The organism is uncultured Brachyspira sp. (assembly GCF_944393015.1).
Lineage (GTDB): Bacteria > Spirochaetota > Brachyspiria > Brachyspirales > Brachyspiraceae > Brachyspira.
Genome location: NZ_CALXYQ010000032.1, coordinates 1 through 22,723, shown reverse-complemented (window position 1 = coordinate 22,723; position 22,723 = coordinate 1). Strand labels below are relative to the sequence as shown.

The window sequence follows — 22,723 nt, the reverse complement described above, 5'->3', positions numbered from 1 at the left end:
AAAATCACTTATTAATCATTATGATCGTATATAGAAGTTACTCCCAATACCTTAGCAACCATATACGATATAATAGCTACTATAACCAGAGCCGAGAAATTAGAAATGGAGTTTGATATTTCAAGTATTAATATACATACCATTATAGGCGTTCTTGTAATTCCAGACATTAATGAAGTTATTCCAAGAAGTATAAATAAATCTCCATATACTGCATAATCCGGAAAATATTTAACTAAAAATATATCATATAAAGAACCTATTGAAGCACCTAATATAAATGTAGGAAAGAATATTCCTCCAACTGCTCCGGAAGTAGCACATACAGAAGTATAAAATAATTTCATAAATATTAATATAAAAAGCATAGATACAGAAAACTTATCTTTTACTATACTTCCTATAAGCAAATCACCGCTTCCAAGTACATAAGGGAAAAACATTATCATTAAACCAGCAAGCAAGAATGCAGGCATAGGACGAATTATATCATTATTAATCTTCTGATACATCTTAGAAAAGAAATTCATAAGATAATTTAACATAGAAGCAAGTATGCCGCATATTATACCAAAAGGAAGTAAAGATATATAATGTCTTACCTCAAGTATTTTAGGCAGATTAAAATTAAGTATGAATCCCTGCCCTACAATATGCTCAATTACAAGTATTGAAGCTATAGAAGAAAAAACTATACATACAAAAACTATATGATTCTTATGCTCTCCAAGTTCTTCAAAAGAAAATGCAATACCAGTAAAAGGTGCACTGAAAGTGGCTGTCATTCCGGCACAAGCACCGGAAACAAGTAAATATCTTCTGTATTTTGCTAGTTTTGAAAAATATTTATGGAAAAATAATCCTACAAGCATACCGACATGCATTGAAGGACCTGCCCTTCCTAAAGAAATACCGCTTGCAAATGAAATCATACTTCCGAAAAGTTTAAATAAAATTTCCAAAAATATATTTTTAGGTTCATGCAAAGATATATAATATTTTATTTGAGGAACTCCTGCCCCTCTTATTTGCGGATAATGTATAAGTATATAACCTATTAAACAACCCATAGCTATAAGAAATATAAAAAGCAAAATAGGATAATACCATTTGGCAAATATAAAGTTTGATACATAAAAGACATTAACGCTTAATTTATATAATATAATCCTATATATAGAAACTATAAACCCAACTACTGCCCCTATACAAGCAGATAATGTAAAAAGCTTTATATATTTAATTTCAAAATTTATCTTCATAATTTAGTTTTCTAATCAATGTTTTTTTATTATTTTATGGGTTATTAATAAATATATAAATCATACATTAAATCTGAATGTTACAACATCGCCTTCCTGCATAAGATATTGTTTACCCTCAAGTCTTATGGCACCAGCCTCTTTAGCTTTAACAAAACTTCCAAGCTCTAAAAGTTTATCGCAGTTTATAACTTCAGCACTGATGAACCCTCTTTCAAAATCGCTATGTATAACTCCGGCAGCCTCTGGAGCATAAGCACCTTCTCTAACTGTCCAAGCCCTTGTTTCATCTTCTCCTGAAGTTAGGAATGTTAAAAGTTTTAATAATCTATGTCCTGCTTTTGTAAGTCTTGCCACTCCTGATTCTTTTACTCCCAAATCTTCTAAATAGCTTAATCTTTCTTCTTCATCTAAATCCTGTAAATCTGCTTCTATTTTGGCACTAAAAGGTATTAATTCAATGTTTCTTTCATTTGCATATTTTTGTAATGTTACATAATTAGAATTTTTTTCTGGATTAGCAAGTTCATTTTCTGATAAGTTAGCACCTATCATCATACTTTTTGCTGTTAATAAGAATAAAGGTCTTAATATTTCCTTTTCTGTATCTGTTAAATCAAGACTAAATACCGGCTTGAAATTATTTAATTCAGGAAGTATTTTTTCAAGCAAAGCCACTTCTTCTTCAGCAGCTTTTCCCTTAGCACCTTTTGCTGCTTTTTTCTGCTTTTCCATTCTTGCATTAATAGTTTCAATATCTGCAAGCATAAGCTCTGTTAAAATAATATCTAAATCTCTTAAAGGATCAACTTCTCCAATATGAGTAATATTTCCATCTTCAAATACTCTTACTACATGTAAAACTGCATTAACTTCTCTAATATGAGAAAGGAATTTATTACCAAGTCCCTCACCTTTTGAAGCACCTTTTACAAGTCCGGCAATATCTACAAACGTAGTTGTATTATAAACTTTCTTTTTTGATTTGAAAAGTGCTGCTAATTTATCAACTCTTTCATCTTTTATTATAGCAGTGGCTTCATTTTTATCTATAGTACAAAACGGATAATTAGCCGCCTCAGCATGAGCATTAGTTAAAGCATTAAAAAGTGTAGATTTTCCTACATTTGGAAGTCCTACTATTCCTATAGATAAAGCCATATTTATTTCCTTAATTTGTATTTAACATTAAATTGAAAAAATGAATTATTTTCGGTAATATTATATATTAAAAAATATTAATAACAAGTATATTAAAGTGAATAATAAAAAATATTTGAATTTATATTGTTTTAACCTTATATGTACTTATACAACTTATAAAAAAAATCATCTTATAAAATGTTTATTTATTAAAATAACAATATATAATTAATAGTATAAAAAATCGAGGATATAACTATGATATATAATATGTGGTATGCTGTACTAGATTCCAAAGAAGTAAAAAGAAACAAACCTCTTTTTGCTAAAAGATTAAATAAAAATCTGGTATTTTGGAGAGATTCAAACAATAATATATGCTGTATAGATGATAAATGCTGTCATAGAGGAGCTTCATTATCTCATGGAAAAATATGCGGTAATAATATAGCATGCCCATTTCATGGATTTAAATTTGATAAAACAGGAAAAACAGTAATGATTCCTGCTAATGGAAAAAATACTGAAGTTAATAAAAATTTCTTTGTAAAAGGTTATGAAGTTAGAGAATTATACGGATTTATATGGCTATGGTATGGAGATAAAGATAAAATCAATGATAGAATAATGTTTCCAGATGATTTAAAAGATAAAAAATTCTCCTACTCTACCATAAAAGATGAATGGCATAATCATTATACAAGATGCATAGAAAATCAGCTTGATGTAGTTCATATTGCTTTTGTTCATTATAATACTATAGGCAGAGGAAATAAAACTGTAGTTAATGGTCCTTTAGTAGAGTTAGATGAAGATAATAATATATTAAAATTTTATGTAAATAATGTAATTGACAGCGGACAAAAAGCATTAAGAGAATCTGAAATGAAAAAAGAAGATTTTAAATACTTTTTATATTTTTATTTTCCAAATACTTGGCAGAATTACATATTTGAAAAGATGCGTGTATTTGGAGTATTCGCTCCTGTTGATGATGAAAATACAGTTATATATATGAGATTCTATCAGAAAATAGTAAATATTCCTTTTATAAAAAATATAGTAAACCTTATAGGAAAAAAATATTCGGATGTTGTATTAAAACAGGATAAGAATGTAGTAAAAACACAAAGCAGTAAAGAATCATATTTAGGTATGAAAGAAGAAAAACTAATACCAGGCGACAAACCTATAATAATATATAGAAGCACTAGAGATAAATTAAAAAAATTAAACGATTGAAATAAAATTAAAAAAATTCATTGACTAAAAATTAAAAATTTGTTAAAGTAACCTTATGATAGGTATTTCATTTGAAAGCAGCTATTATTTAAAAGATGATTCTGTTATCATTATATCTTTATACAATAATATATATGATGAACATCTTCCTCAAGTAAAAGATTTATTCTCAGAGTTTATCACAAAAAATATAAATAATATCATATTAGATTTATCCGATTGTCTTTTTATAGAAAAAGAAATATGGGAATATCTTGTAGAATTAAAAAAAGAATTATTACATAAAAAAGGCGATTTAGTTTTAGCAAATATGTATGGTGTTGTTAAAAACGATTATAATACTATGGAATTATCAAATTATTTAGAATCTTTTAACGATATAAATAATGCTTTTTATAATTTTGGCATATTAAATGACATTAAATCGGCTTAAATTTATTTTTATACTTGAATTTTTCTTTCTATAGATATAATATATAATCATGAAAATTATTAAAAATTTCATTACTCTTACACTTTTCTTTTTAGTGTTCTTTATAATATATTTTGGTATTTATCTATTTAAAGTTATGGACACAAATAATATATATCAAAATATGAATATAGATTTAGTAAAAAATTTAATGGAACATTATTTCCTAGCTATTGTTATAGTTGCTAGTATTTCATCTGTAGTAATAATAGGAGCATTAAATAAATTTTCAGGCGGTTTACCTACTATCATAGTAATAGGTATTCTTGCTTTCTTTATAACATTATATCCAGCTTATACAGTAGCATTCGATAAAAATATAGATTATCTTAGAAATGAACTTAATGATAAAACTTCATTATTCATAGATGATACAGGAAGATATTTTACAAGAGTTGATAATTATCTAATAAAGGTTGGATACAAATTATTAGATAATACATATAAAAATGTAATATTAGTAGATCCTACCGTTATGGGTAAATTATACATTGGGGACTATATATACATTACAGATAAAGAAATATCTCTGCATGAAGTAAAAGAAATTAACGGAACTTCTGTTGTAGAAAAAACTTCAAGCATATTTAATAGAAATGCTATAAGCAATTATTTATCAAGTTTTACAGCTGATATAATTTTCGGATTTGAAGTATTCCCTATAATAGTAGCCCTTTTAAAAATAATTACTTTAACTGAAATGCCTATTTATGCCATAGTTTTATTATTTATTAATTTATGGCTTATGATGTTTGCTTTTTATATGTTGGGATTATCTTTGAATTCAAGACAATATATATATCATAACATACTTAATGCACTTTTATTATATGGTATTATAAAAATAATATTCGCTGTATCTATAGAACAATACAATCTATTAGAAGTAATAGTAAGAAATGTAAATTATTGGACTATGAATTTATATATGTTTATAGGATCATTAATCACTATAATAATATCGCTAGCCTTGAAAAAAATCATCAATAACGATAAAAAAACTATTAATAATTAAAGAAACGGATAAAGAACACTAAAATGAATCGAATTATATATGATTTTTGTAAACTCCCTATAAAAAAAGATAGTATAATAACAATAGGAAAATTTGACAGCGTACATAGAGGACATCAAAAATTAATTAAATACACTGTTGATTATGCCAATAAAAATAATCTTATATCAATAGCAATAGTTATCAAAAAGAAAAATGTATCAATATATAATACTGAAGATAATAATACTTTGATAAAGTCTATGGGTATTAATTATATAATTGTTATTGACTTTTTACCAGAATTTTATACAATGGAAGCTAAAGAGTTCTTTGACAAACTCATAGAGTATTATCGTATGAAGCATATTGCTGTAGGAGCTGATTTCGCATTCGGTAAAGACAGAATGGGAGACAGTGAATTTTTAAAGAAATATTCCAAAGAATGCGGTATAGGAGTTAGTTTTATAAATTTTTTGAAATATAAAAAAGATAAAATATCAAGCTCCAATATAAGAGAAGCTCTTTCAAATGGTGATATGGTTAGCGTTAATAAAATGCTAGGAAGAGAATATTCTATGAGCGGATTGGTGGTTCATGGAAATGCTTTAGGAAGAAAAATAGGTTACCCTACTGCCAATTTAGAAATACCTAAAAATATTTTTATACCTAAAATGGGTGTATATAGCTCTACAGTAAAAATAGGTAATTCTGATACTATATATAAAGCTCTTACTTTTATAGGTATTAGTAATATCAATAAAGAACTAAGAGTAGAAAGCCATATATTAGATTTTTCTAAGATGATATACGGCAAAAAAATAACTGTTGTATTACTCAAATATATTAGAGATAATATAAAAGTTAACTCTATAGACGAAGTAAAAAAATTATTAGAAAATGATGAAAAAAAGATAAGAAAATATTTCAAAAGGAGAACAAAACAATGTCTATCACAGCAGACGAAAAAGCAAAAATAATCAAAGAATTTGGTAAGAATGAAAAGGATACAGGCTCTACAGAAGTACAAGTAGCACTTTTAACTAACCGTATAACTTATTTAAAAGGTCATTTCCAAACTCATACTAAAGATAATCACTCAAGAATGGGACTTCTTAAAATGGTTGCTAAAAGAAGAAAACTTCTTAACTATTTAAGAAAAACTGATATAGAAGCTTATAAAAATCTTATACAAAGATTAAAATTAAGAAAATAAATTTGCTCAATCAAATTTACTTATTTTAATACCCTCTCGGTGTTTTGTACTTAATATAAGGAGTAGAATATGGTAACAGTCAAAAGCGTGTTTTGTGGAGAGGAGTTAATTTTAGAAACCGGACTTTTAGCTAAGCAGGCCCATGGTTCTGTAACTTTGAGACTTGGAAATACAACTATATTAGCAACTGTTGTAGCAGCTAAAGAGCCTAATTTAGAATCTGACTTTTTCCCTTTAACAGTAAATTATAATGAAAAATATTATGCAGGCGGTAAAATTCCTGGCGGTTTCTTCAAAAGAGAAGCAAAACCTAGAGATAAAGAAATACTTATATCCCGTATCATAGACAGACCTTTAAGACCTCTTTTCCCTGAAGGGTTTAGAAATGAAGTTCAAATAATACCTACAGTACTTTCTGTAGATACTGATATGCCTACTGATGCTTTAGCTTTAATAGCTTCATCTGCAGCACTTACAATATCCTGGATACCTTTCGGCGGACCAGTGGCAGCTGTAAGAATAGGATATAAAAATGGTGAATATATAATAAACCCTAAAAACAGCGAACTTGCTACTAGCGAATTAGATATTATAGTTGCTGGAAGTAAAGATGCTATATTAATGATTGAAGGTGAAGCAAAAGAAGTTTCTGAAGAGGTATTCATCGGAGCAATAGAATTAGCCCATAAAGAAATGCAGAAATATATTGATATGCAAAACGAAATGGCTGCTCTATGCGGAACACAAAAAATACAACAGGAATTATTTGAATTTGATGCTGAATTAGTAAAAATGGTTACTGAATACGGCAGAGAAAAAATAGAAGCTGCTAATTATAATCCTGACAAAACTAAAAGAAATGAAAGTATGGATAATGCTTTTGACGAAATAGAAGAATATATCAAAACTCAAGTAGAAGATGAGAAATTAATATCTCAAGTTAAAGGTATTTGTCATTCTATAGAAGAAGAAATAGTTAGAGAAGCTATAGTAGAAAAAGGTATGCGTCCTGACGGAAGAGCATTAGATGAAATTCGCCCTATAACTACTATGACAAACCTTATTCCTAGAGTACATGGTTCTGCTCTTTTCACTAGAGGACAAACTCAATGTTTATCTATAGTTACATTAGGAAGCGAAAAAGATGCTCAATTAATGGACGATATATACGGCAAAGAAAATAAAACATTCATGCTTCATTATAATTTCCCTCCATTCTCTGTGGGAGAAGTTGGAAGATATGGTGCTCCTGGAAGAAGAGAAATAGGACATGGAAATTTAGCTGAAAGATCTTTCAACGCTGTACTTCCTCCAAAAGATAAATTCCCATACACTATAAGAGTAGTTGCTGAAATATTAGAAAGTAATGGTTCTTCATCAATGGCTACAATATGTGCTTCTACTATGTCATTACTTTCAGCAGGTGTTCCTCTTAATGCCAGTGTTGCAGGTATTGCTATGGGACTTGCTACATACAAAGACGGCTATAAAATACTTACAGATATACAAGGGGTAGAAGATCATTTAGGAGATATGGATTTCAAAGTGGCAGGAACTCGTAAAGGTATTACTGCTTTCCAATTGGATATTAAACTTACAGGAATCTCTGCTCAAATATTAAAAGAAGCATTAGAACAGGCTAAAAAAGCAAGATATTTTATACTTGATAAAATAGATGCTACTATAGCTAATGCAGGAGAGATTTCTGATTTTGCTCCTAAATACAAAACTATGGATGTTAATCCTGAAAAAATAAGAGTATTAATAGGACCTGGCGGAAAAAATATAAAAGCTATAATAGAAGAAACTGGAAGCGATGTAGAAATACAAGACAGCGGTGTAGTTAATATATTTGCTCCTGACACTCCTACTCTAGATAAAACTATAAAACTTATCAACTCTTATGTTAAAGACCCTGAAGTTGGCGAAGTTTATGACGGAATAGTTAAAGACATCAAAGATTTCGGTGCTTTCGTTGAGATACTTCCTGGTGTAGAAGGTCTTTGTCATATATCTGAACTTGCTTATAAACATGTTATGAATGTTGAGGAAGTTCTAAAAATCGGTGATGAAGTGAAAGTAAAAATATTAGATATCAAGGGCGGAAAATATTCTTTAAGCAGAAAGGCATTGCTTGAAAAACCTGCTGATTATGTTGAAGAAGAATATAATAAAAAAGAAAAAAAACATAGTAAAAAAAGATTCTAATTAAAAATTTAAATAAATAATTTTTAATGATAAAAAGGCTGTTATAAAAATATAATGGCCTTTTTTATTTAACAAAAGTATTTCTAAATTTAATTTCTAATAATCAATATAATTTAATATATACTGAAACGATTTCATTTTGCCGACTACTACACATTACATAATTATTATCAACTTTTTTGCCGCACACGCTCTGCGTGCTTCGCTAAAGACCGCATTGACTAAGTCCACCTTCGCTCTGCGTGCCTACGGCAAGGTGTAACCTAAATTTTAGCTGTTACCACAAATCTAATAGATATTGAATAATACAAGGTTGTAGCACTTACGTTTTTTGCAACTTTTTTGTGAGTCAAAAAAGTTGATAATACATCTGAAAAAATATCAAAATTGATAAAATATAATTGTTTAGGTATATATTAAAATATTTACTAAAAATATATTATATGATATTATTGAAACAATTAATATTAAGGATAGTATTATGAAAAATAAAATCATTCTCATTCTGATGATAACCCTAATGACAGTAATAACTTTATATGCGGCAAATAATGAAAGTAATAATGATAAAGTAAAAGACATTACAATAAATAATACAGAAACAACAGATAATATAGAAAATACAGAAGACATACAAATAGAAGATAATACATTAATAGAACCTGATAAAGAAGCTGATGAATATACTGAAGATGAGGAAATAAAAGATAATAGCACTTTTAATGGCAGTAATAATGAAAAGTTAAAAAATACAGCAATGACAAATGAAATAATAATGCCTAGTAAAGAATTATTAAAACTATTAGAAAAAAATAAAAATAAAACAGGCGTTGCTGAAATGATAGAATTAATAAATGAGGGCGGTATAAATGCTGCTTCAAAAGGGGAGCTTATTATAGACGATGTTACACACTATACTAATTCTACTCCTTTAATGATAGCTTCATCATACGGACATTATGATATAGCAAAAGCATTGATTGATAATGGAACTTTAGTTAATTTAAGAGCAGATGATGGATTTAATGCTTTAATGGAAGCTGTAAGAACTGATAATATAAAGATGGCAAAATTATTAATAGAACATGACTCTGATATAAATATAAAAAATAAAGACGGCAAAAATATGATTATGATTGCATGCGAAAACGGCAATGAAGAAATGTTTAATCTATTACTAGAAAATAATGCAGATATAAATGAAAAATCATCTTGGGGAGCATCTGCACTTATTTATGCTTCTGAAAAAGGCAATATTAATATAATGAAATATTTAATAGATAATGGAATAGATGTTAATGGAAAAGCTGACGATAATGGGGACACTCCATTACTTTGGGCTGTTACAGGACAAAATCCTTATGAAGCTTCAAAACTTTTAATAGAAAACGGTGCCGATGTGAATGCTACAAATAATAGTGGAGTTGCTCCTGCTACTATACTTGCGGGCTCTGTTCCTAAAGTAGTTAAACTTTTAAAAGATAATGGTGCTGATTTGGATACAAAATTTGCAGATGATGATCCTCCTATAGCAATTGCTGCAAGTGTTGGTAATTTAGAAATAGTTAAGGCATTAGTTGAAAATGGTGCTGATGTGAATTATTATCCTAATGATATGAATTATACTGCAATATATCATGCTATAGATCAAGGCTGTTATGAAGTTGCTGAATATTTATTTAAAAACGGAGTGGATTTAAATATAGAATTAAAACCTTCTGATGTTTATGGAGGTGCTATAAAAGAAAGTTATAATCTTTTGGAATATGCTGAAGCTATGCAGGATAAAAAAATGATTGACATAGTAAGCAAATATTATAAGAAGAAAAAATAATTATAATTTTAATATATACTAAAAATTTTTAACTTTGTCAACCGCTAGCTGCGGCACCTTCCCGCACGGCACTGTTTCATCTTATTAAATGTCAACTATACGTGCGGCTGATTACTTATTATGTAGAAAATTAATAATTTATCTTACAGATAAAAGATATTTAAGCAATATAAAATAATGTTTTATATTATAAAAAAATATAATTTACATTCATAAAAAAGCAAAAATTGACAAAATATAGTTGTTTAGATATATTATTACAAATATTTTTTAAGGAAGTTAATTTATGAAAACAAATATCAATATTGAAGAATGCATTAATGATGCAAAAAATGTTTTTGGTAAAGGATTTGGATGTTCTGAAGCTATAATATATGCTTTAAACAAACATTTTGAATTTAATTTAAGCTATGATGCTATAGCTATGAGTTCATCATTTTTAAGAGGAGTTGGAGGAAGCGGCTGCTTATGCGGTGCTGTTGCTGCCAGCTCTATGTGTTTGGGATTTTTATTTGGAAGAAGAGAACCTCATCAGAAAGTAGATAATTGTCTTAGATTAAGCAATGAATTTCATGATAGTTTCAAAAAAGAATTCAAATCAACTTGCTGCAGAGTTATAACTAAAGGTATGGAGCAAAACTCAGAAGAAAGAAAAAAATCATGCAAAGATGTTGTTGCTTTCACTACAGAAACTACAGCAAAAATGATAATGAGAGAATTAAATAAAAATTAAAAAACATTATAAAACAAAGGCATTATAAAACATACTATAAAAGCTATGATTCCATAAACATATACATAATAGCTTCTATTGTTTGTTAGTATAATGTCTTTTATATTTTTTATACTGTCTAATTTTTTTAATGATTTTATATTATCAAAAATTATCAAAATAAAATGAATAAGCATTATTATATTTGTAAGAATCAAAGTTAATTTATTTGGACTTATTCCATATTCTTTTATTCTGTATATTGTAGAAGTTAAAATTATTATATTAAAAATAAATGCTATTACAGGAAATATAATATAAACTAATTTTGTAAATATGCTTGATTTATAATCCATTCTCACAAAAAATAAATTTACTACCCCTATAGTAAGAGCTACATTATAAATTATAAAATTGATTCTAATATCATAAGGACTGCTGTAAGAAATAATTGGCACTATTATAGAAAATAAATGCTTAATTATATTATATAAACTTATATACATTATCATTCTTGAAAAGTATATTGATATATTTTTTACATCTTTTTTATAAAGAAAATAAATTATAAAAGGAGTAAAAGCAAATATATAAAATACAGATAATATAAAAACATTAAATACAATAAGTGTATCATCAAATATATTTATAATAATTCCCTTAAATAAATTAATTACCCCTGCAAAAAACATCATAAACATTATAGAAATAATCGCAGGTATAATAGAAGTTAATATCATTATATTGGCACTGAAAGTAAATGCCTGATTAATATCCTTATAATTTTTATACTTGTTAAATGATAAAGCAAACATTATAAAAAATATAATATCTAAAAATAAATTCTTATTCAAAATAGTATGAACAAAGAAAATCAACTTTTTATCTCTATCTATTATATCTTTAAATGTAAACTCTGAAGAAGGTATAATCACACTGAGAATGCCTACAAATAAAAATATCAAAAAAGTTATGAATATATTTTTCTTATTGTCTAAATTAAACATAAGAGAAAAACAAAATAAATAAAAAATTCTAAAAACAAAAAAATGAGATGTTATTTCAGTAATTCTATAATCTGAATTGATATTTAAAGCGAAAAATAGAAAATATATAGTAAAAGGCAATATAGAAATTAATGCTAATATTATAATATTTTTTTGTGATTGTGTTTTTAATTCTTTTATTAAATTATTCATAATTGTTTTTTCTTAATATTTATTTTTATAGATTATCTATTCAAATAGAAAAAAAATCAATTAATAAATAATAAAAAAGCCAATAGCTTAATATTAAATTAAACTATTGGCAAATTAAAGGAATTTTACTTTATCAATTATTTGCTTAATCTAGCTCTTAATTCTTCTAATTGTTTTTTAAGTCTAGCAGGTAATCTTGAACCGAATTTAGCATAATGAGCTTCTATTTGATTAGCTTGATCTTTCCAAGCTTCAACATCTACTCTCATAAGCTCTTTGAAATCAGCTTCAGGAATATCTAAACCTTTAAGATCTAAATCGCCTTCTTTAGGCATTTTACCTATAGGAGTGTCAACAGCATCGATTTTACCTTCAACTCTTTCACACATCCATTTTAATACTCTTGAGTTATCACCGAATCCAGGCCATAACCATTTACCGTCAGCATCTTTTCTGAACCAGTTTACATAGAAGATTCTAGGAGCTTTATCACCTAATTTATCTCCCATTTCAAGCCAGTGGTTCATGTAATCACCCATATTGTAACCAGCAAATGGAAGCATAGCAAATGGGTCAAATCTTAATGCACCAACTGCACCGATATTAGCAGCAGTAGTTTCACTAGCAGCAGTAGAACCCATAAATACACCATGATCCCAGTTATAAGATTCATGTACTAATGGCATAACTGAAGCTCTTCTTCCTCCGAAGATGAATATATCTATAGGTACACCTTTAGGATCTTCCCAGTCTGGACAAATTACAGGACATTGTCTAGCAGGAGCTGTAAATCTAGCATTAGGGTGAGCACCTTTTTCACCGCTTTCTGGAGTCCAATCATTACCTTTCCAGTCTATACCATGTTTAGGAGCTTCTCCCATACCTTCCCACCATACATCACCGTCATCTGTTTCTACACAGTTAGTGAATATAGTGTTTTCTTTTATTGAATCCATAGCCATAGGGTTAGAATCATAAGAAGTTCCAGGAGCTACACCAAAGAAACCAGCTTCTGGGTTGATAGCATAAAGTCTGCCGTCTTCAGGATTTATTTTCATCCAAGCAATATCGTCACCTATAGTTTCACATTTCCAACCTGGAATAGTTGGCTGCAACATAGCAAGGTTAGTTTTACCGCAAGCACTTGGGAATGCAGCAGCTATATGGAATTTTTTACCTTCTGGGTTAGTTAAGCGTAAGATAAGCATATGTTCTGCCATCCAACCTTCTCTTCTAGCCATAGCAGAAGCGATACGTAAAGCGAAACATTTTTTACCAAGTAAAGCGTTTCCGCCGTAACCTGAACCATAAGACCAGATTAAGTTTTCATTAGGGAAATGAGAAATATATTTTTTCTCTATTGGAGCACATGGCCATTTAGTATCTTTTTCACCATCAGCAAGAGGAGCACCTACAGAGTGTAAGCAAGGTATGAACTCTCCGTCAGAACCTAATACTTCTAATACTTTAGTACCAACTCTAGTCATTATATGCATGTTACATACAACATAAGGGCTGTCAGTGATTTCTACACCGATTTTAGCTATAGGAGAACCAACAGGACCCATAGAGAAAGGAATTACATACATAGTTCTATTTTTCATACAACCTTTATATAATTCTTTCATAGTTCCTTTTAATTCATCTGGAGCCATCCAGTGATTAGTAGGACCAGCATCTTCTTTATCTGGATAACTAATAAAAGTTCTATCTTCAACACGTGCTACGTCAGAAGGATCACTTCTGAAAGAATGACTGTGAGGTCTTTTTTTAAGAGGTTTTGCTAAACCTAATTCTACCAAACCGTTCATGCAGTTGTCATATTCTTCTTTAGTTCCATCACATACATATATATCTTTTGGCTGACACACATCTGCTACTTCTTTAATCCAAGCTTTAAGCTTCTCATGTTTTAATTCTTCAACCTTCATGAATATTACTCCTTTATTAAATTTGTTGCATCAATTATACAATAAAACGCATTTTTAGTAAATGATTTTTGTAAATTTATTAATTATTTTATAATATACTGAAACAAATATATTTTGTCAAAATTATTTTATTATTTTTATTATTTGTGGGGACTAGCCCCACCGCTCTGCGTACTTCGTAACACCCCCACTTCTTTTGCGACTGAAGGAAGTACCTGCGACTGAAAGGAGTACCTGACGAAGTCCACTGTAAGTGTAGGTATGGTATTGCCACAAAGAAGCTATATCCTCGACAGGCTCGGATACGCTTCGCGAAAGGCTATATTTGAACTTAAATGTAATAAATTATTTTACATGTAAGACAATTTTAGTATTATTTAGCACTAATTTTATATTTGCACTTTTTGCAACTTTTTGCGGCGGGAAAAAGTTGAATAAAAAAATTGACAAACTTAAAAATTTTCAGTATATACAAAAAATATATTTAAAGACAATATTTTTATTAGTTTTTTATAAAAAATATACTTATAATATAATTGTGATACTATAATAATTTTTTAAATATTATAATATCTTAATTACATAAAGGAGGTTATAAAATGACTTTGAACCCAGATCTTTTTAAAGGCTCATCTTGAAACAAATGAATATGGAAGTTGGCAAACAAGTATATTTACTCCAGATAATATGATAGAAGAAATAAAAGGCATAAATGAAGATTATAGAAAAAATTATGGATTAGATGAAGATGAAGAAGATTTTATAAAAATAATAGATGATGAAAAAGAACATTTAGAAGAATATATGGAAGATTATTATAATAATAAAGAACTTCAAAAAGAGTTTAACTATAATGAAGAATTATTTAAAAAAAATGTATTGAACATTATAGAGAACTAAAACAATCATTACAATATGATATAAATAAAAATAGAATGAAAAATGATATTTTATAAAAACATTCATTAATAAACTAACTATCGTATAAATCTTTTTTTTATTGTTTGATTTATACTTTAGTTATGCTTAGCTTATTTGACACGGCAAAAAGAATATTAAAGTCTTTCTTTGCCGACGCGAAGCGTGCCGGACGAAGTCCACCTATGGTGAGGCAAGGCACCTACTCGGTGACGATAATTTATTTAGCATTAATGATATTTTATCAAAAACAAAAATTGAGGCACTTATCAGAGCAATAGATAAAGGCATAAAAAAGGATTATGATAAAGTATTAAAAAGTGTTAATAAAGAAGTACGCTCTGAATATAATCAATTCATAAAAAAGGGGCTTTAATGCCCCTAATACAGAAAAAATATGATAAAGTTTTATTACTTACTGAAAGTCACAGTACCGCTATCACCTTTTCCTTGAGGTACAGTAACATTTAGTTCACATTTAACTGTTTCTTTGTCTTTAGTAAATTTGTATTTAAGAGTTGCATCATGATAAACTCTAGTAGTAATAGGATAGCCGCTTGAATTATCTACTATTTCCTCTTCAAAAAATAATTTAACTTCATAGTCATAAGATTGTTTTTCTGTTGTTAAATCCCAAGGAACAAGAGCATTTGGTCTATACTCTTGACCTGTACTGTCATATTTAGATGTAGTTATCTTAGCCAATGAAGCTAATACACCTGTAGCATTAGATGGAATATTAAAGCTCACATCTCCATCTGAACTAACTGTCATAGTTGCTGTTCCGCTTTTGTATGTACCTATTAAATTTGTTGTTCTTACTTTTGAACAAGCTGTTGAAAGTAAAGCTAAAGTCATTAAAACTAGAGCTATTTTAGAAACTTTTTTCATTTGTTTTACTCCTATTATTTTGAAATTTATTAATAAAAAGTTATATCTCGAGCTATAACTAATTATTTGAGAAATTAATTTTTTTGAATGCAATACCAAAAGATGTATTGATTTATATAATACTAAAATTTTAAAATATTTATTTTTAGGACAATTTTCTTGTGAAAGATAATATTTTTTTATTAATTTATTTTGATGTAGACTGTAGACTGTAGACTGTAGACTGTAGACTGTAGACTGTAGACTGTAGACTGTAGACTGTAGACTGTAGACTGTCTTTAATATAAAGAATTATTAATGATTCCATAATTAAAAATTGTACACTATATTAATAAAATGTCAACTTAATTTATAAATAATGCATACAATATCAAATATTTTTATTAAACTATTTTCTTAATTCAATTTTTATATCATTCAAAATATTTCTTATATTTCTTAATTCTGATGCTATACTATTTAAAGCACTAGAATCTCTGCTGCTGAACTCTGAATAAAGTTTCGGCATAACATTATAACTGAATATAGTCAATGCAATTCCAATAAATAAACCTAGAAAAAATTTTTTCATAAATAAAAACCCTCTTTTATTTTAATTTTCTATATAGGCATTTCTAAAATCATATATAGAAAAAATATCATATTTTACGCCATGAAGTTTTTTGCTCTGCATAATTGTAGCCTTATCATAATATATAGGTATTATAGCCATATCCTCTTGTATGAGTATACGCTCTGCATCATAAGCCGCTTTTATTCTTATATCTTCATTTGCATTAGTCATAGCAATATCAACTAAATAATCATAAACTGCATTTGTGTATCCGCCGTCATTGCCCAAACCATCAAGCTGAAAAAGTCTTAAATAACCAGATGCCTGATTATAAGCAACGCTAGTTCCGGCCTTGATCATCTGAAAACTTCCGTCTTTTATTGACTGTAAATATGTTGTAGGCTCTTCATATCTAAGTTTTAAATCTATACCCAAATTATTTTTATACATACTTTGAATTGCCTCTGCAACGAATAATGATGAAGGATTTGTAGTTGTGATTAATTCTATTATAGGGAATTTCTTTATATCAGCATATCCTGCCTGAGCAAGTAGTCTTTTAGCTTCTTCAATATTTTTATTATAATTACTTTCTTCTAAAGAAATATATTGAGGAGCATTATCTCTGAAATTGTTAGTACCAATTTTTACATTAATAGGCACAAATCCGTCAGCTGCAACCCTGCCCCCGCCCAAAACATTATTTACTATATAGTTTCTGTCTATACCAAGTGCTAATGCTTTTCTAACTAAAGGGTTATTGAAAGGTCTTCTTTTCAAATTAACCATATAATAAGCAATAGATGTTATGTCAACTTCTCTTCCTATGCCCTGCTCTATTAAAGAAGCTCTTTCATTTTCAGGTGCTTCAGGATAAAATAGTATACTGTCTCCGTAAATTGCCGCAACTGCAGTATTAACATCTTCTAAAAATTCAAAAGTTATTTTTTCTGCTTTTACATTATCTTTATCCCAATAATAAGGATTTTTTTCCATTACTATTTTTACAGCCTCATTATATTCAGTCATTATATAGGGTCCGTTTCCAACATAATGCTCTTTACTCAATGCCCAATCTTCTCCATAAGTTTCTATAATATCCTCCCTTACAGGTGAAGCAATATCACTAGCCATAGCCTCTTCAAAATATGGTAAAGGTATGTCAAGCTCAATTTTTAAAGTATAATCATCTAAAGCATACACTCCTAGTTCTTCTAATTTTTTTTCGCCTTTCATTATACTCTGAGCATTCTTTATTATATCAAATCCCAAAGAAAAAGGAGAAGCCACTTTTGGATCTATTAATCTTCTTAAAGTGTATACAAAATCATTAGCTGTTAAATCTTTACCGTCTGACCATTTAGCGTTCTCTCTCAAATGAAATATATAAACAGTATTATTACTCATAGCCTCCCAACTTTCAGCAAGTGCAGGAATTATAGTGCCATCTTCATCTCTTTGAGTGAGAGTTTCAAAAGTATGTGTTATGTAAACTGCTGTATTAATGCCTTTAGCAAATGCCGGATCTAAACTGCTAGGCATTCCTCCAACTGATACGACTATGCCTTCATTAGATGATTTATTATTTGAACAAGATAACAAAAATATATTAGCAATCAAAATTATTATAAAAATTAGTTTCTTCATAATAGATATTCTCTTTATAAGATGATTATATATTTAAATATGATAACTAAATATATAATTATGTCAACTATATTATGTTAATATAATTTCCGCACGGTGAATATATTAAAAAATATAAATACATTAACTTTATATTTAAATACAAAAATCAATAAAAATAAATCGTGCGTAGATAATATTTTTTAATCTAATAAAAATTTGGGTGGGTGCTAAAATTGCCAATGAAGCTTTAAAAATAATTATAATTTTATTATCTAAATAAAACTATAAAATATAAAGGGCGGGGGTTCTTATTAAATCACATCTATAATATATTTAGGATCAACATAATCGCATAGCCAAACTTTATTTTCAGACAAATAAAATTTAATACCGTCTTCATACATCTGTTTTGAATTAATTTTTATTATTGCTGGCTTTCCATGACGCTCTCCTACTTTTTTAGCTGTTTCTTCTGTAAGAGATAAATGCACATGAAGCCTTCCCATTTTCTTTATGCCTTCTTGTTTTATGTTATCTATATTATTAATAGAAGTTCCATGAAACAATATTTCCGGAGGCTCTTTTTCTTCAAATTGTAAATCTACATTTATACTATGTCCCTGATTTGCTCTTATTAAACTATGATTTTCATTGAAGCTAAATCTCTTTTTGTCATTATATAGTACTACTCTTTCAAGTATATCTTCATTTATATTTCTTCCTGTAGCTTTTATTTTTTCTATTAATTCATAAACATTAGCCCAGCCGTCTTTTGATAATGTGAGTCCTATATTTTCAGGTTTATGCCTTAATACCAAACTAACAAATTTACTTATTTTTATTTCCTCTTTAGTCAATTTATCATCTTTCATTTTTAATTCCTACAAAATACATAAATATAAAATAATATTATTTATTAATTATGTCAACTATATTATGTTAATGCTAATATTTAATAAAGCTTTATTCAGCCCGCCCACCCGCCCCTAATCTCTTGTAAAAAAATTATTTTGCCTGTAATATATATGCAAATTTTTTTAATTAAATAAAGGATATATTTATGTCTGTTATAGGTTTATCTGGCAATATTCTATATGAAAATAATTCTATACCAAAAGCATTTATTAACCGCTCTTATGTAGATTCTGTTATAAGAGCTCAAGGGGCACCATTCATAATGCCGATCACAGAAGATAAAGAAATTATAAAGAAAATGGTTGAAAATGTTGACGGCATAATAATGACAGGCGGAGTTGATATTCACCCATTTAGATTCAATGAAGAACCTATAGAAAAAATAGGAACTATTTCAGCAGAGAGAGATGAATTTGATTTTACATTGATGAAATATGCAGTTGAAATGAATAAACCAATATTCGGTATATGCCGAGGAATACAAGTTATTAATGTTTATTTCGGCGGAACTTTAGTTCAGGATATACCAAGCCAAAGAAATACTAATATACTTCATAGTCAAACTGCAGAATATCATACAGCTACACATAAAATTCAAATAGTAAAAGATAGCATAGTATATGATATGTTGGGGGAAACAGCAGAAGTAAATAGCTTCCATCATCAGGCGGTTGATAAATTAGCTAAAGATTTCAGAGTAACAGCTACTGCCAAAGATGGTATAATAGAAGCTATAGAATATAAGAAAAAAGATTCTTTTATTTTAGGTGTACAATGGCATCCTGAATTAATGAGCTCTAGAGTAATAAAAATGCAGAATATATTTGATATGTTTGTAGAAGTTTGTAATTCAAGAAAGTAATTTTATATTATTCTATATGTAATCATAGCATTCATATCAAAATATAAAGTGGCAGGAAATTCCGGATGTCCTAAGTACTGCCCTATTCTCAAATTTACTTCAGTATATATTCTATTTATGAATTCATATTGAAAATGAGCATAAGCCCCTATTGAATGCCATAATTGTTTGGTATTATTCATATAAGCAAGCATATAATTAATACCAACAGTTAATGGCATTAAATCAAAAAGAATCATAGAATCAAGTTTATATGATATATCATTCTGATCCCTGATCAAAAGTAAATCATAATCCAAATGATACTTTCCAAACATATTATAAGCATATTTGAAAGTAAGCCCTGCCTGCAAAATCAATCCTCTGCCTTCAAATAAAGATCTAAAAAGACTTACTTTAAATGTAGGCGTTACTTCAGCTTCAAAAGATAAATTAGAAGTTTTAGGGGCATTGGCTATACCATTAGTACCAAATTCATCTTTAGGACTATCGAAATTTACAAATCCTCTTTTGGCATAAGAAAGATAATAATTAAGCATAGATACTCTGGCATCTATATTAAAATATTCAGAAATAGAACTATTCACAAATATTGTAAGCCTATTCATTTCCGCACTAATATGATCGCTTATACCTAAATCTGTTTTTATGCCTTCCCAAATATATCCCGGAAATACATCAGAAATAAATCTGTAAAAAAGCATAATTTTTCCGCCGCCATCCATATAAGGACTGAATCTTCCATTTAAATCTGCCCCTATATAAAGACCAGCCTGAAGATTAGTTTGAGCACTTAAAGGCTTAATTATTATTAATGCATATATAATTGTAAAAATAAATAAAAATTTTATTAACTTCATTCAAAATATTCAAACATTCAATATTATAGTTTTAGTATTATAACATTTTATAAAAATATGTATATACTAATAATATAACTATATTATTAAACAAAAATAAAAAAGGAGCTAATTTTATAAAAAAGCCCCTTTTATAGATATATTATATAAAAATATAAATTAATTTTTTACAGGTGTTACAATAGTATCCTCAAAATCATTATCGCTGTAAGTTTCATCATCATCATCGGAATATGCTTCTTCTGCACTCATTAGAAGATTAGCTTCTTCATCTTCTTCAGCCTTTTTAGATTTTTTCTTTGAAGATACAGCCTCATTATTCTCATCATCATTATTTTCTTTTGCTGCTTCTTTAGCTCCGCCGTTTTTTTGTTCTTCTAAATATTCAGCAAGTTTTTCTTTTACCTTATCAGCTCCGCCCATATTTAATGTTTCTCTAATCTGTATTTCAAGTTCCATACGCATTTTAGGGTCTGATGCAAGTAATTCTCTTACCTTTTCTTTACCCTGTGCAATCTGTTCTCCATTATAATAGAACCAAGCTCCGCTTCTTGTTATGATTTTTGCTTCCATTGCTAAGTCTATCAAAAGTCCTTCAGATGATATCCCCTTACCAAATATTATCTCTAAATTAACTACTTTAAATGGTGATGATAATTTATTTTTAACAACTTTTATTTTTACTTTATGTCCTATAGTATCATCGCCTTTTTTAATCCATTCAGTTCTTCTTATATCAAGTCTTACAGAAGAATAGAATTTTAATGCCTTACCGCCTGTAGTAGTTTCAGTAGGACCAGCACCATAACCAGTAGTTGCAATATTTTGTCTTAATTGGTTAATGAATATTACGGCAGTATTAGTATTGCTTATTATAGCAGTAAGTTTTCTCAAAGCATGACTCATTAATCTAGCCTGTAAAGCAATATGAGCATCACCTATATCTCCTGCAAGTTCAGCCTTTGAAACCAATGCCGCAACAGAGTCCACAACTACAATATCAAAAGCAGTAGAAGATACAACTTTTTCTAATATCTCAAGAGCTTCTTCTCCGCTGTTTGGCTGAGAAATATATAAATTATCAATATCAACACCCAAAGCACTAGCATATACAGGATCAAGAGCATGTTCAGCATCTATAAAAGCAGCATAACCTCCAGCCTTTTGAGCTTCAGCTATAATATGCAAAGTTAATGTAGTTTTACCGGAAGCCTCATGTCCGTAAATCTCTATGATTCTTCCGCGAGGTATTCCGCCTACTCCCAAGGCATGGTCAAGTGTCAATGCCCCAGTAGATATAACATCAACATTAACAGTTTTATTGCTTCCTAGTCTCATAAAAGAACCAGGGCCATATTTTTTATTTATCTGATCGGTAATGGCTTCAATAGCTTCACTCTTACCGTCTTTTTTTACTTCAGCAGTTTCTTTCTTTTTAGTAGCCATATTAAAAAATTCTCCTAAAAACAATATAATAATACATTGTATAAAAATACATTGTTTTTGTCAAGATATTAACAAATAAAAATATAAAAAAATAATTAAAATGGGATTTATAAAAGGAATTAATAAAAAGCCCCTTATAACAGGAGAACTAGCACCCAGTTGGGTTGACTTACCGTTGCTTCCTTCCGAACCTGGCGGATTCATCATCAACTGCCGTAGAGCCCCGTTATAAGAGATGTAAAAAATAAAAAGAACATGTATACGGAAAGAGTGGGATTCGAACCCACGGTGCGGTTAAGCACACACGACTTCCAATCGTGCTCCTTCGACCAGCTCGGACATCTTTCCTAATATAGCAACGTGCCTGAGAAGATTTGAACTTCCAACCTTCAGAACCGCAATCTGATGCTCTATCCAATTGAGCTACAGGCACATA

20 protein-coding genes, 2 tRNA genes and 1 other RNA gene are annotated in these 22,723 nt (G+C 28.7%); 10 read left to right on the top strand and 13 right to left on the bottom strand.

Annotation, left to right across the window (positions count from 1 at the left end; translation table 11 throughout):
• Positions 1–11: 11 nt before the first annotated feature.
• Entirely contained in the window at positions 12–1,262 is a 1,251-nt protein-coding gene (locus Q0K19_RS10690; RefSeq protein WP_297247766.1) for a chloride channel protein, read from the bottom strand.
• Positions 1,263–1,322: 60 nt separating this feature from the next.
• A complete protein-coding gene (gene ychF / locus Q0K19_RS10685; RefSeq protein ID WP_297247764.1) occupies positions 1,323–2,423 on the bottom strand; it encodes a redox-regulated ATPase YchF in 1,101 nt (366 codons plus the stop codon).
• A gap of 240 nt (positions 2,424–2,663) precedes the next feature.
• Here ychF and Q0K19_RS10680 point away from each other — a divergent pair, with 240 nt between their 5' ends.
• From Q0K19_RS10680 to Q0K19_RS10645, 8 genes are all read left to right on the top strand, one after another.
• Positions 2,664–3,647, top strand: coding sequence for an aromatic ring-hydroxylating dioxygenase subunit alpha (locus Q0K19_RS10680; protein WP_297247762.1), 984 nt, complete (start codon positions 2,664–2,666; stop codon positions 3,645–3,647).
• A 55-nt stretch (positions 3,648–3,702) separates the two neighbouring features.
• Entirely contained in the window at positions 3,703–4,080 is a 378-nt protein-coding gene (locus Q0K19_RS10675) for an STAS domain-containing protein (protein ID WP_014488546.1), read from the top strand.
• A 49-nt stretch (positions 4,081–4,129) separates the two neighbouring features.
• Complete coding sequence (locus Q0K19_RS10670) at positions 4,130–5,134, top strand: hypothetical protein (RefSeq protein ID WP_297247759.1); 1,005 nt, start codon at positions 4,130–4,132, stop codon at positions 5,132–5,134.
• A 23-nt stretch (positions 5,135–5,157) separates the two neighbouring features.
• Positions 5,158–6,093: a bifunctional riboflavin kinase/FAD synthetase gene (locus tag Q0K19_RS10665; protein WP_297247757.1), complete on the top strand. Its 936-nt coding sequence runs from the start codon at positions 5,158–5,160 to the stop codon at positions 6,091–6,093.
• The gene (rpsO, locus tag Q0K19_RS10660; protein ID WP_008726355.1) at positions 6,060–6,329 is read left to right on the top strand and encodes a 30S ribosomal protein S15; all 270 of its coding nucleotides are present in this window, start codon (positions 6,060–6,062) and stop codon (positions 6,327–6,329) included. The genes Q0K19_RS10665 and rpsO overlap by 34 nt, the downstream gene beginning before the upstream one ends.
• Before the next feature lie 69 nt (positions 6,330–6,398).
• Positions 6,399–8,537: a polyribonucleotide nucleotidyltransferase gene (gene pnp / locus Q0K19_RS10655; protein ID WP_297247755.1), complete on the top strand. Its 2,139-nt coding sequence runs from the start codon at positions 6,399–6,401 to the stop codon at positions 8,535–8,537.
• Between the two features lie 481 nt (positions 8,538–9,018).
• Positions 9,019–10,371, top strand: coding sequence for an ankyrin repeat domain-containing protein (locus Q0K19_RS10650; protein WP_297247754.1), 1,353 nt, complete (start codon positions 9,019–9,021; stop codon positions 10,369–10,371).
• Between the two features lie 286 nt (positions 10,372–10,657).
• Complete coding sequence (locus Q0K19_RS10645; RefSeq protein WP_297247753.1) at positions 10,658–11,104, top strand: C-GCAxxG-C-C family (seleno)protein; 447 nt, start codon at positions 10,658–10,660, stop codon at positions 11,102–11,104.
• Here the strand turns inward: Q0K19_RS10645 and Q0K19_RS10640 are convergent.
• Together Q0K19_RS10640 and Q0K19_RS10635 are read right to left on the bottom strand one after the other, a co-directional pair.
• Positions 11,101–12,282, bottom strand: coding sequence for a hypothetical protein (locus Q0K19_RS10640; RefSeq protein WP_297247752.1), 1,182 nt, complete (start codon positions 12,280–12,282; stop codon positions 11,101–11,103). The two genes, Q0K19_RS10645 and Q0K19_RS10640, sit on opposite strands and share 4 nt — an antisense overlap.
• 137 nt (positions 12,283–12,419) lie before the next feature.
• Complete coding sequence (locus Q0K19_RS10635; RefSeq protein WP_297247751.1) at positions 12,420–14,213, bottom strand: phosphoenolpyruvate carboxykinase (GTP); 1,794 nt, start codon at positions 14,211–14,213, stop codon at positions 12,420–12,422.
• A gap of 687 nt (positions 14,214–14,900) precedes the next feature.
• Here Q0K19_RS10635 and Q0K19_RS10630 point away from each other — a divergent pair.
• Positions 14,901–15,113: a hypothetical protein gene (locus Q0K19_RS10630; protein ID WP_297247750.1), complete on the top strand. Its 213-nt coding sequence runs from the start codon at positions 14,901–14,903 to the stop codon at positions 15,111–15,113.
• A gap of 429 nt (positions 15,114–15,542) precedes the next feature.
• Here Q0K19_RS10630 and Q0K19_RS10625 read toward each other — a convergent pair whose 3' ends face one another.
• The 4 genes from Q0K19_RS10625 to Q0K19_RS10610 all read right to left on the bottom strand — a co-directional run bounded on the left by Q0K19_RS10625 (position 15,543) and on the right by Q0K19_RS10610 (position 19,076).
• Positions 15,543–16,022: a hypothetical protein gene (locus tag Q0K19_RS10625; RefSeq protein ID WP_297247749.1), complete on the bottom strand. Its 480-nt coding sequence runs from the start codon at positions 16,020–16,022 to the stop codon at positions 15,543–15,545.
• Positions 16,023–16,410: 388 nt separating this feature from the next.
• Positions 16,411–16,593, bottom strand: coding sequence for a hypothetical protein (locus tag Q0K19_RS10620; RefSeq protein ID WP_297247748.1), 183 nt, complete (start codon positions 16,591–16,593; stop codon positions 16,411–16,413).
• Between the two features lie 21 nt (positions 16,594–16,614).
• On the bottom strand, positions 16,615–18,222 hold the full coding sequence (locus Q0K19_RS10615) for a peptide ABC transporter substrate-binding protein (protein WP_297247747.1): 1,608 nt from the start codon (positions 18,220–18,222) through the stop codon (positions 16,615–16,617).
• Between the two features lie 293 nt (positions 18,223–18,515).
• Positions 18,516–19,076 (bottom strand): RNA 2'-phosphotransferase, encoded by a 561-nt coding sequence (locus Q0K19_RS10610; protein WP_297247746.1) that lies wholly within the window; start codon positions 19,074–19,076, stop codon positions 18,516–18,518.
• A gap of 188 nt (positions 19,077–19,264) precedes the next feature.
• Here Q0K19_RS10610 and Q0K19_RS10605 point away from each other — a divergent pair, with 188 nt between their 5' ends.
• Positions 19,265–19,981, top strand: a complete 717-nt coding sequence (locus tag Q0K19_RS10605) for a gamma-glutamyl-gamma-aminobutyrate hydrolase family protein (protein ID WP_297247745.1) — start codon at positions 19,265–19,267, stop codon at positions 19,979–19,981.
• Positions 19,982–19,983: 2 nt separating this feature from the next.
• Here the strand turns inward: Q0K19_RS10605 and Q0K19_RS10600 are convergent, their stop codons facing one another.
• The 5 genes from Q0K19_RS10600 to Q0K19_RS10580 form a co-directional block, all read right to left on the bottom strand.
• Complete coding sequence (locus Q0K19_RS10600) at positions 19,984–20,841, bottom strand: toxin A (RefSeq protein WP_297247744.1); 858 nt, start codon at positions 20,839–20,841, stop codon at positions 19,984–19,986.
• Between the two features lie 159 nt (positions 20,842–21,000).
• Positions 21,001–22,287, bottom strand: coding sequence for a recombinase RecA (recA, locus tag Q0K19_RS10595; RefSeq protein WP_297247743.1), 1,287 nt, complete (start codon positions 22,285–22,287; stop codon positions 21,001–21,003).
• Positions 22,288–22,421: 134 nt separating this feature from the next.
• Positions 22,422–22,516, bottom strand: an RNA gene (gene ffs / locus Q0K19_RS10590) — signal recognition particle sRNA small type.
• Positions 22,517–22,549: 33 nt separating this feature from the next.
• A tRNA-Ser gene (locus Q0K19_RS10585) sits at positions 22,550–22,635 on the bottom strand.
• An 11-nt stretch (positions 22,636–22,646) separates the two neighbouring features.
• Positions 22,647–22,720, bottom strand: a tRNA-Arg gene (locus Q0K19_RS10580).
• Between the last annotated feature and the right edge of the window lie 3 nt (positions 22,721–22,723).

What these genes read in the sequence shown, in the direction of transcription:
- Q0K19_RS10690 (WP_297247766.1), bottom strand. Translation starts at nt 1,262, where the DNA reads ATGAAGATAAATTTTGAAATTAAATATATAAAGCTTTTTACATTATCT.
- ychF (WP_297247764.1), bottom strand. Translation starts at nt 2,423, where the DNA reads ATGGCTTTATCTATAGGAATAGTAGGACTTCCAAATGTAGGAAAATCT.
- Q0K19_RS10680 (WP_297247762.1), top strand. Translation starts at nt 2,664, where the DNA reads ATGATATATAATATGTGGTATGCTGTACTAGATTCCAAAGAAGTAAAA.
- Q0K19_RS10675 (WP_014488546.1), top strand. Translation starts at nt 3,703, where the DNA reads ATGATAGGTATTTCATTTGAAAGCAGCTATTATTTAAAAGATGATTCT.
- Q0K19_RS10670 (WP_297247759.1), top strand. Translation starts at nt 4,130, where the DNA reads ATGAAAATTATTAAAAATTTCATTACTCTTACACTTTTCTTTTTAGTG.
- Q0K19_RS10665 (WP_297247757.1), top strand. Translation starts at nt 5,158, where the DNA reads ATGAATCGAATTATATATGATTTTTGTAAACTCCCTATAAAAAAAGAT.
- rpsO (WP_008726355.1), top strand. Translation starts at nt 6,060, where the DNA reads ATGTCTATCACAGCAGACGAAAAAGCAAAAATAATCAAAGAATTTGGT.
- pnp (WP_297247755.1), top strand. Translation starts at nt 6,399, where the DNA reads ATGGTAACAGTCAAAAGCGTGTTTTGTGGAGAGGAGTTAATTTTAGAA.
- Q0K19_RS10650 (WP_297247754.1), top strand. Translation starts at nt 9,019, where the DNA reads ATGAAAAATAAAATCATTCTCATTCTGATGATAACCCTAATGACAGTA.
- Q0K19_RS10645 (WP_297247753.1), top strand. Translation starts at nt 10,658, where the DNA reads ATGAAAACAAATATCAATATTGAAGAATGCATTAATGATGCAAAAAAT.
- Q0K19_RS10640 (WP_297247752.1), bottom strand. Translation starts at nt 12,282, where the DNA reads ATGAATAATTTAATAAAAGAATTAAAAACACAATCACAAAAAAATATT.
- Q0K19_RS10635 (WP_297247751.1), bottom strand. Translation starts at nt 14,213, where the DNA reads ATGAAGGTTGAAGAATTAAAACATGAGAAGCTTAAAGCTTGGATTAAA.
- Q0K19_RS10630 (WP_297247750.1), top strand. Translation starts at nt 14,901, where the DNA reads ATGATAGAAGAAATAAAAGGCATAAATGAAGATTATAGAAAAAATTAT.
- Q0K19_RS10625 (WP_297247749.1), bottom strand. Translation starts at nt 16,022, where the DNA reads ATGAAAAAAGTTTCTAAAATAGCTCTAGTTTTAATGACTTTAGCTTTA.
- Q0K19_RS10620 (WP_297247748.1), bottom strand. Translation starts at nt 16,593, where the DNA reads ATGAAAAAATTTTTTCTAGGTTTATTTATTGGAATTGCATTGACTATA.
- Q0K19_RS10615 (WP_297247747.1), bottom strand. Translation starts at nt 18,222, where the DNA reads ATGAAGAAACTAATTTTTATAATAATTTTGATTGCTAATATATTTTTG.
- Q0K19_RS10610 (WP_297247746.1), bottom strand. Translation starts at nt 19,076, where the DNA reads ATGAAAGATGATAAATTGACTAAAGAGGAAATAAAAATAAGTAAATTT.
- Q0K19_RS10605 (WP_297247745.1), top strand. Translation starts at nt 19,265, where the DNA reads ATGTCTGTTATAGGTTTATCTGGCAATATTCTATATGAAAATAATTCT.
- Q0K19_RS10600 (WP_297247744.1), bottom strand. Translation starts at nt 20,841, where the DNA reads ATGAAGTTAATAAAATTTTTATTTATTTTTACAATTATATATGCATTA.
- recA (WP_297247743.1), bottom strand. Translation starts at nt 22,287, where the DNA reads ATGGCTACTAAAAAGAAAGAAACTGCTGAAGTAAAAAAAGACGGTAAG.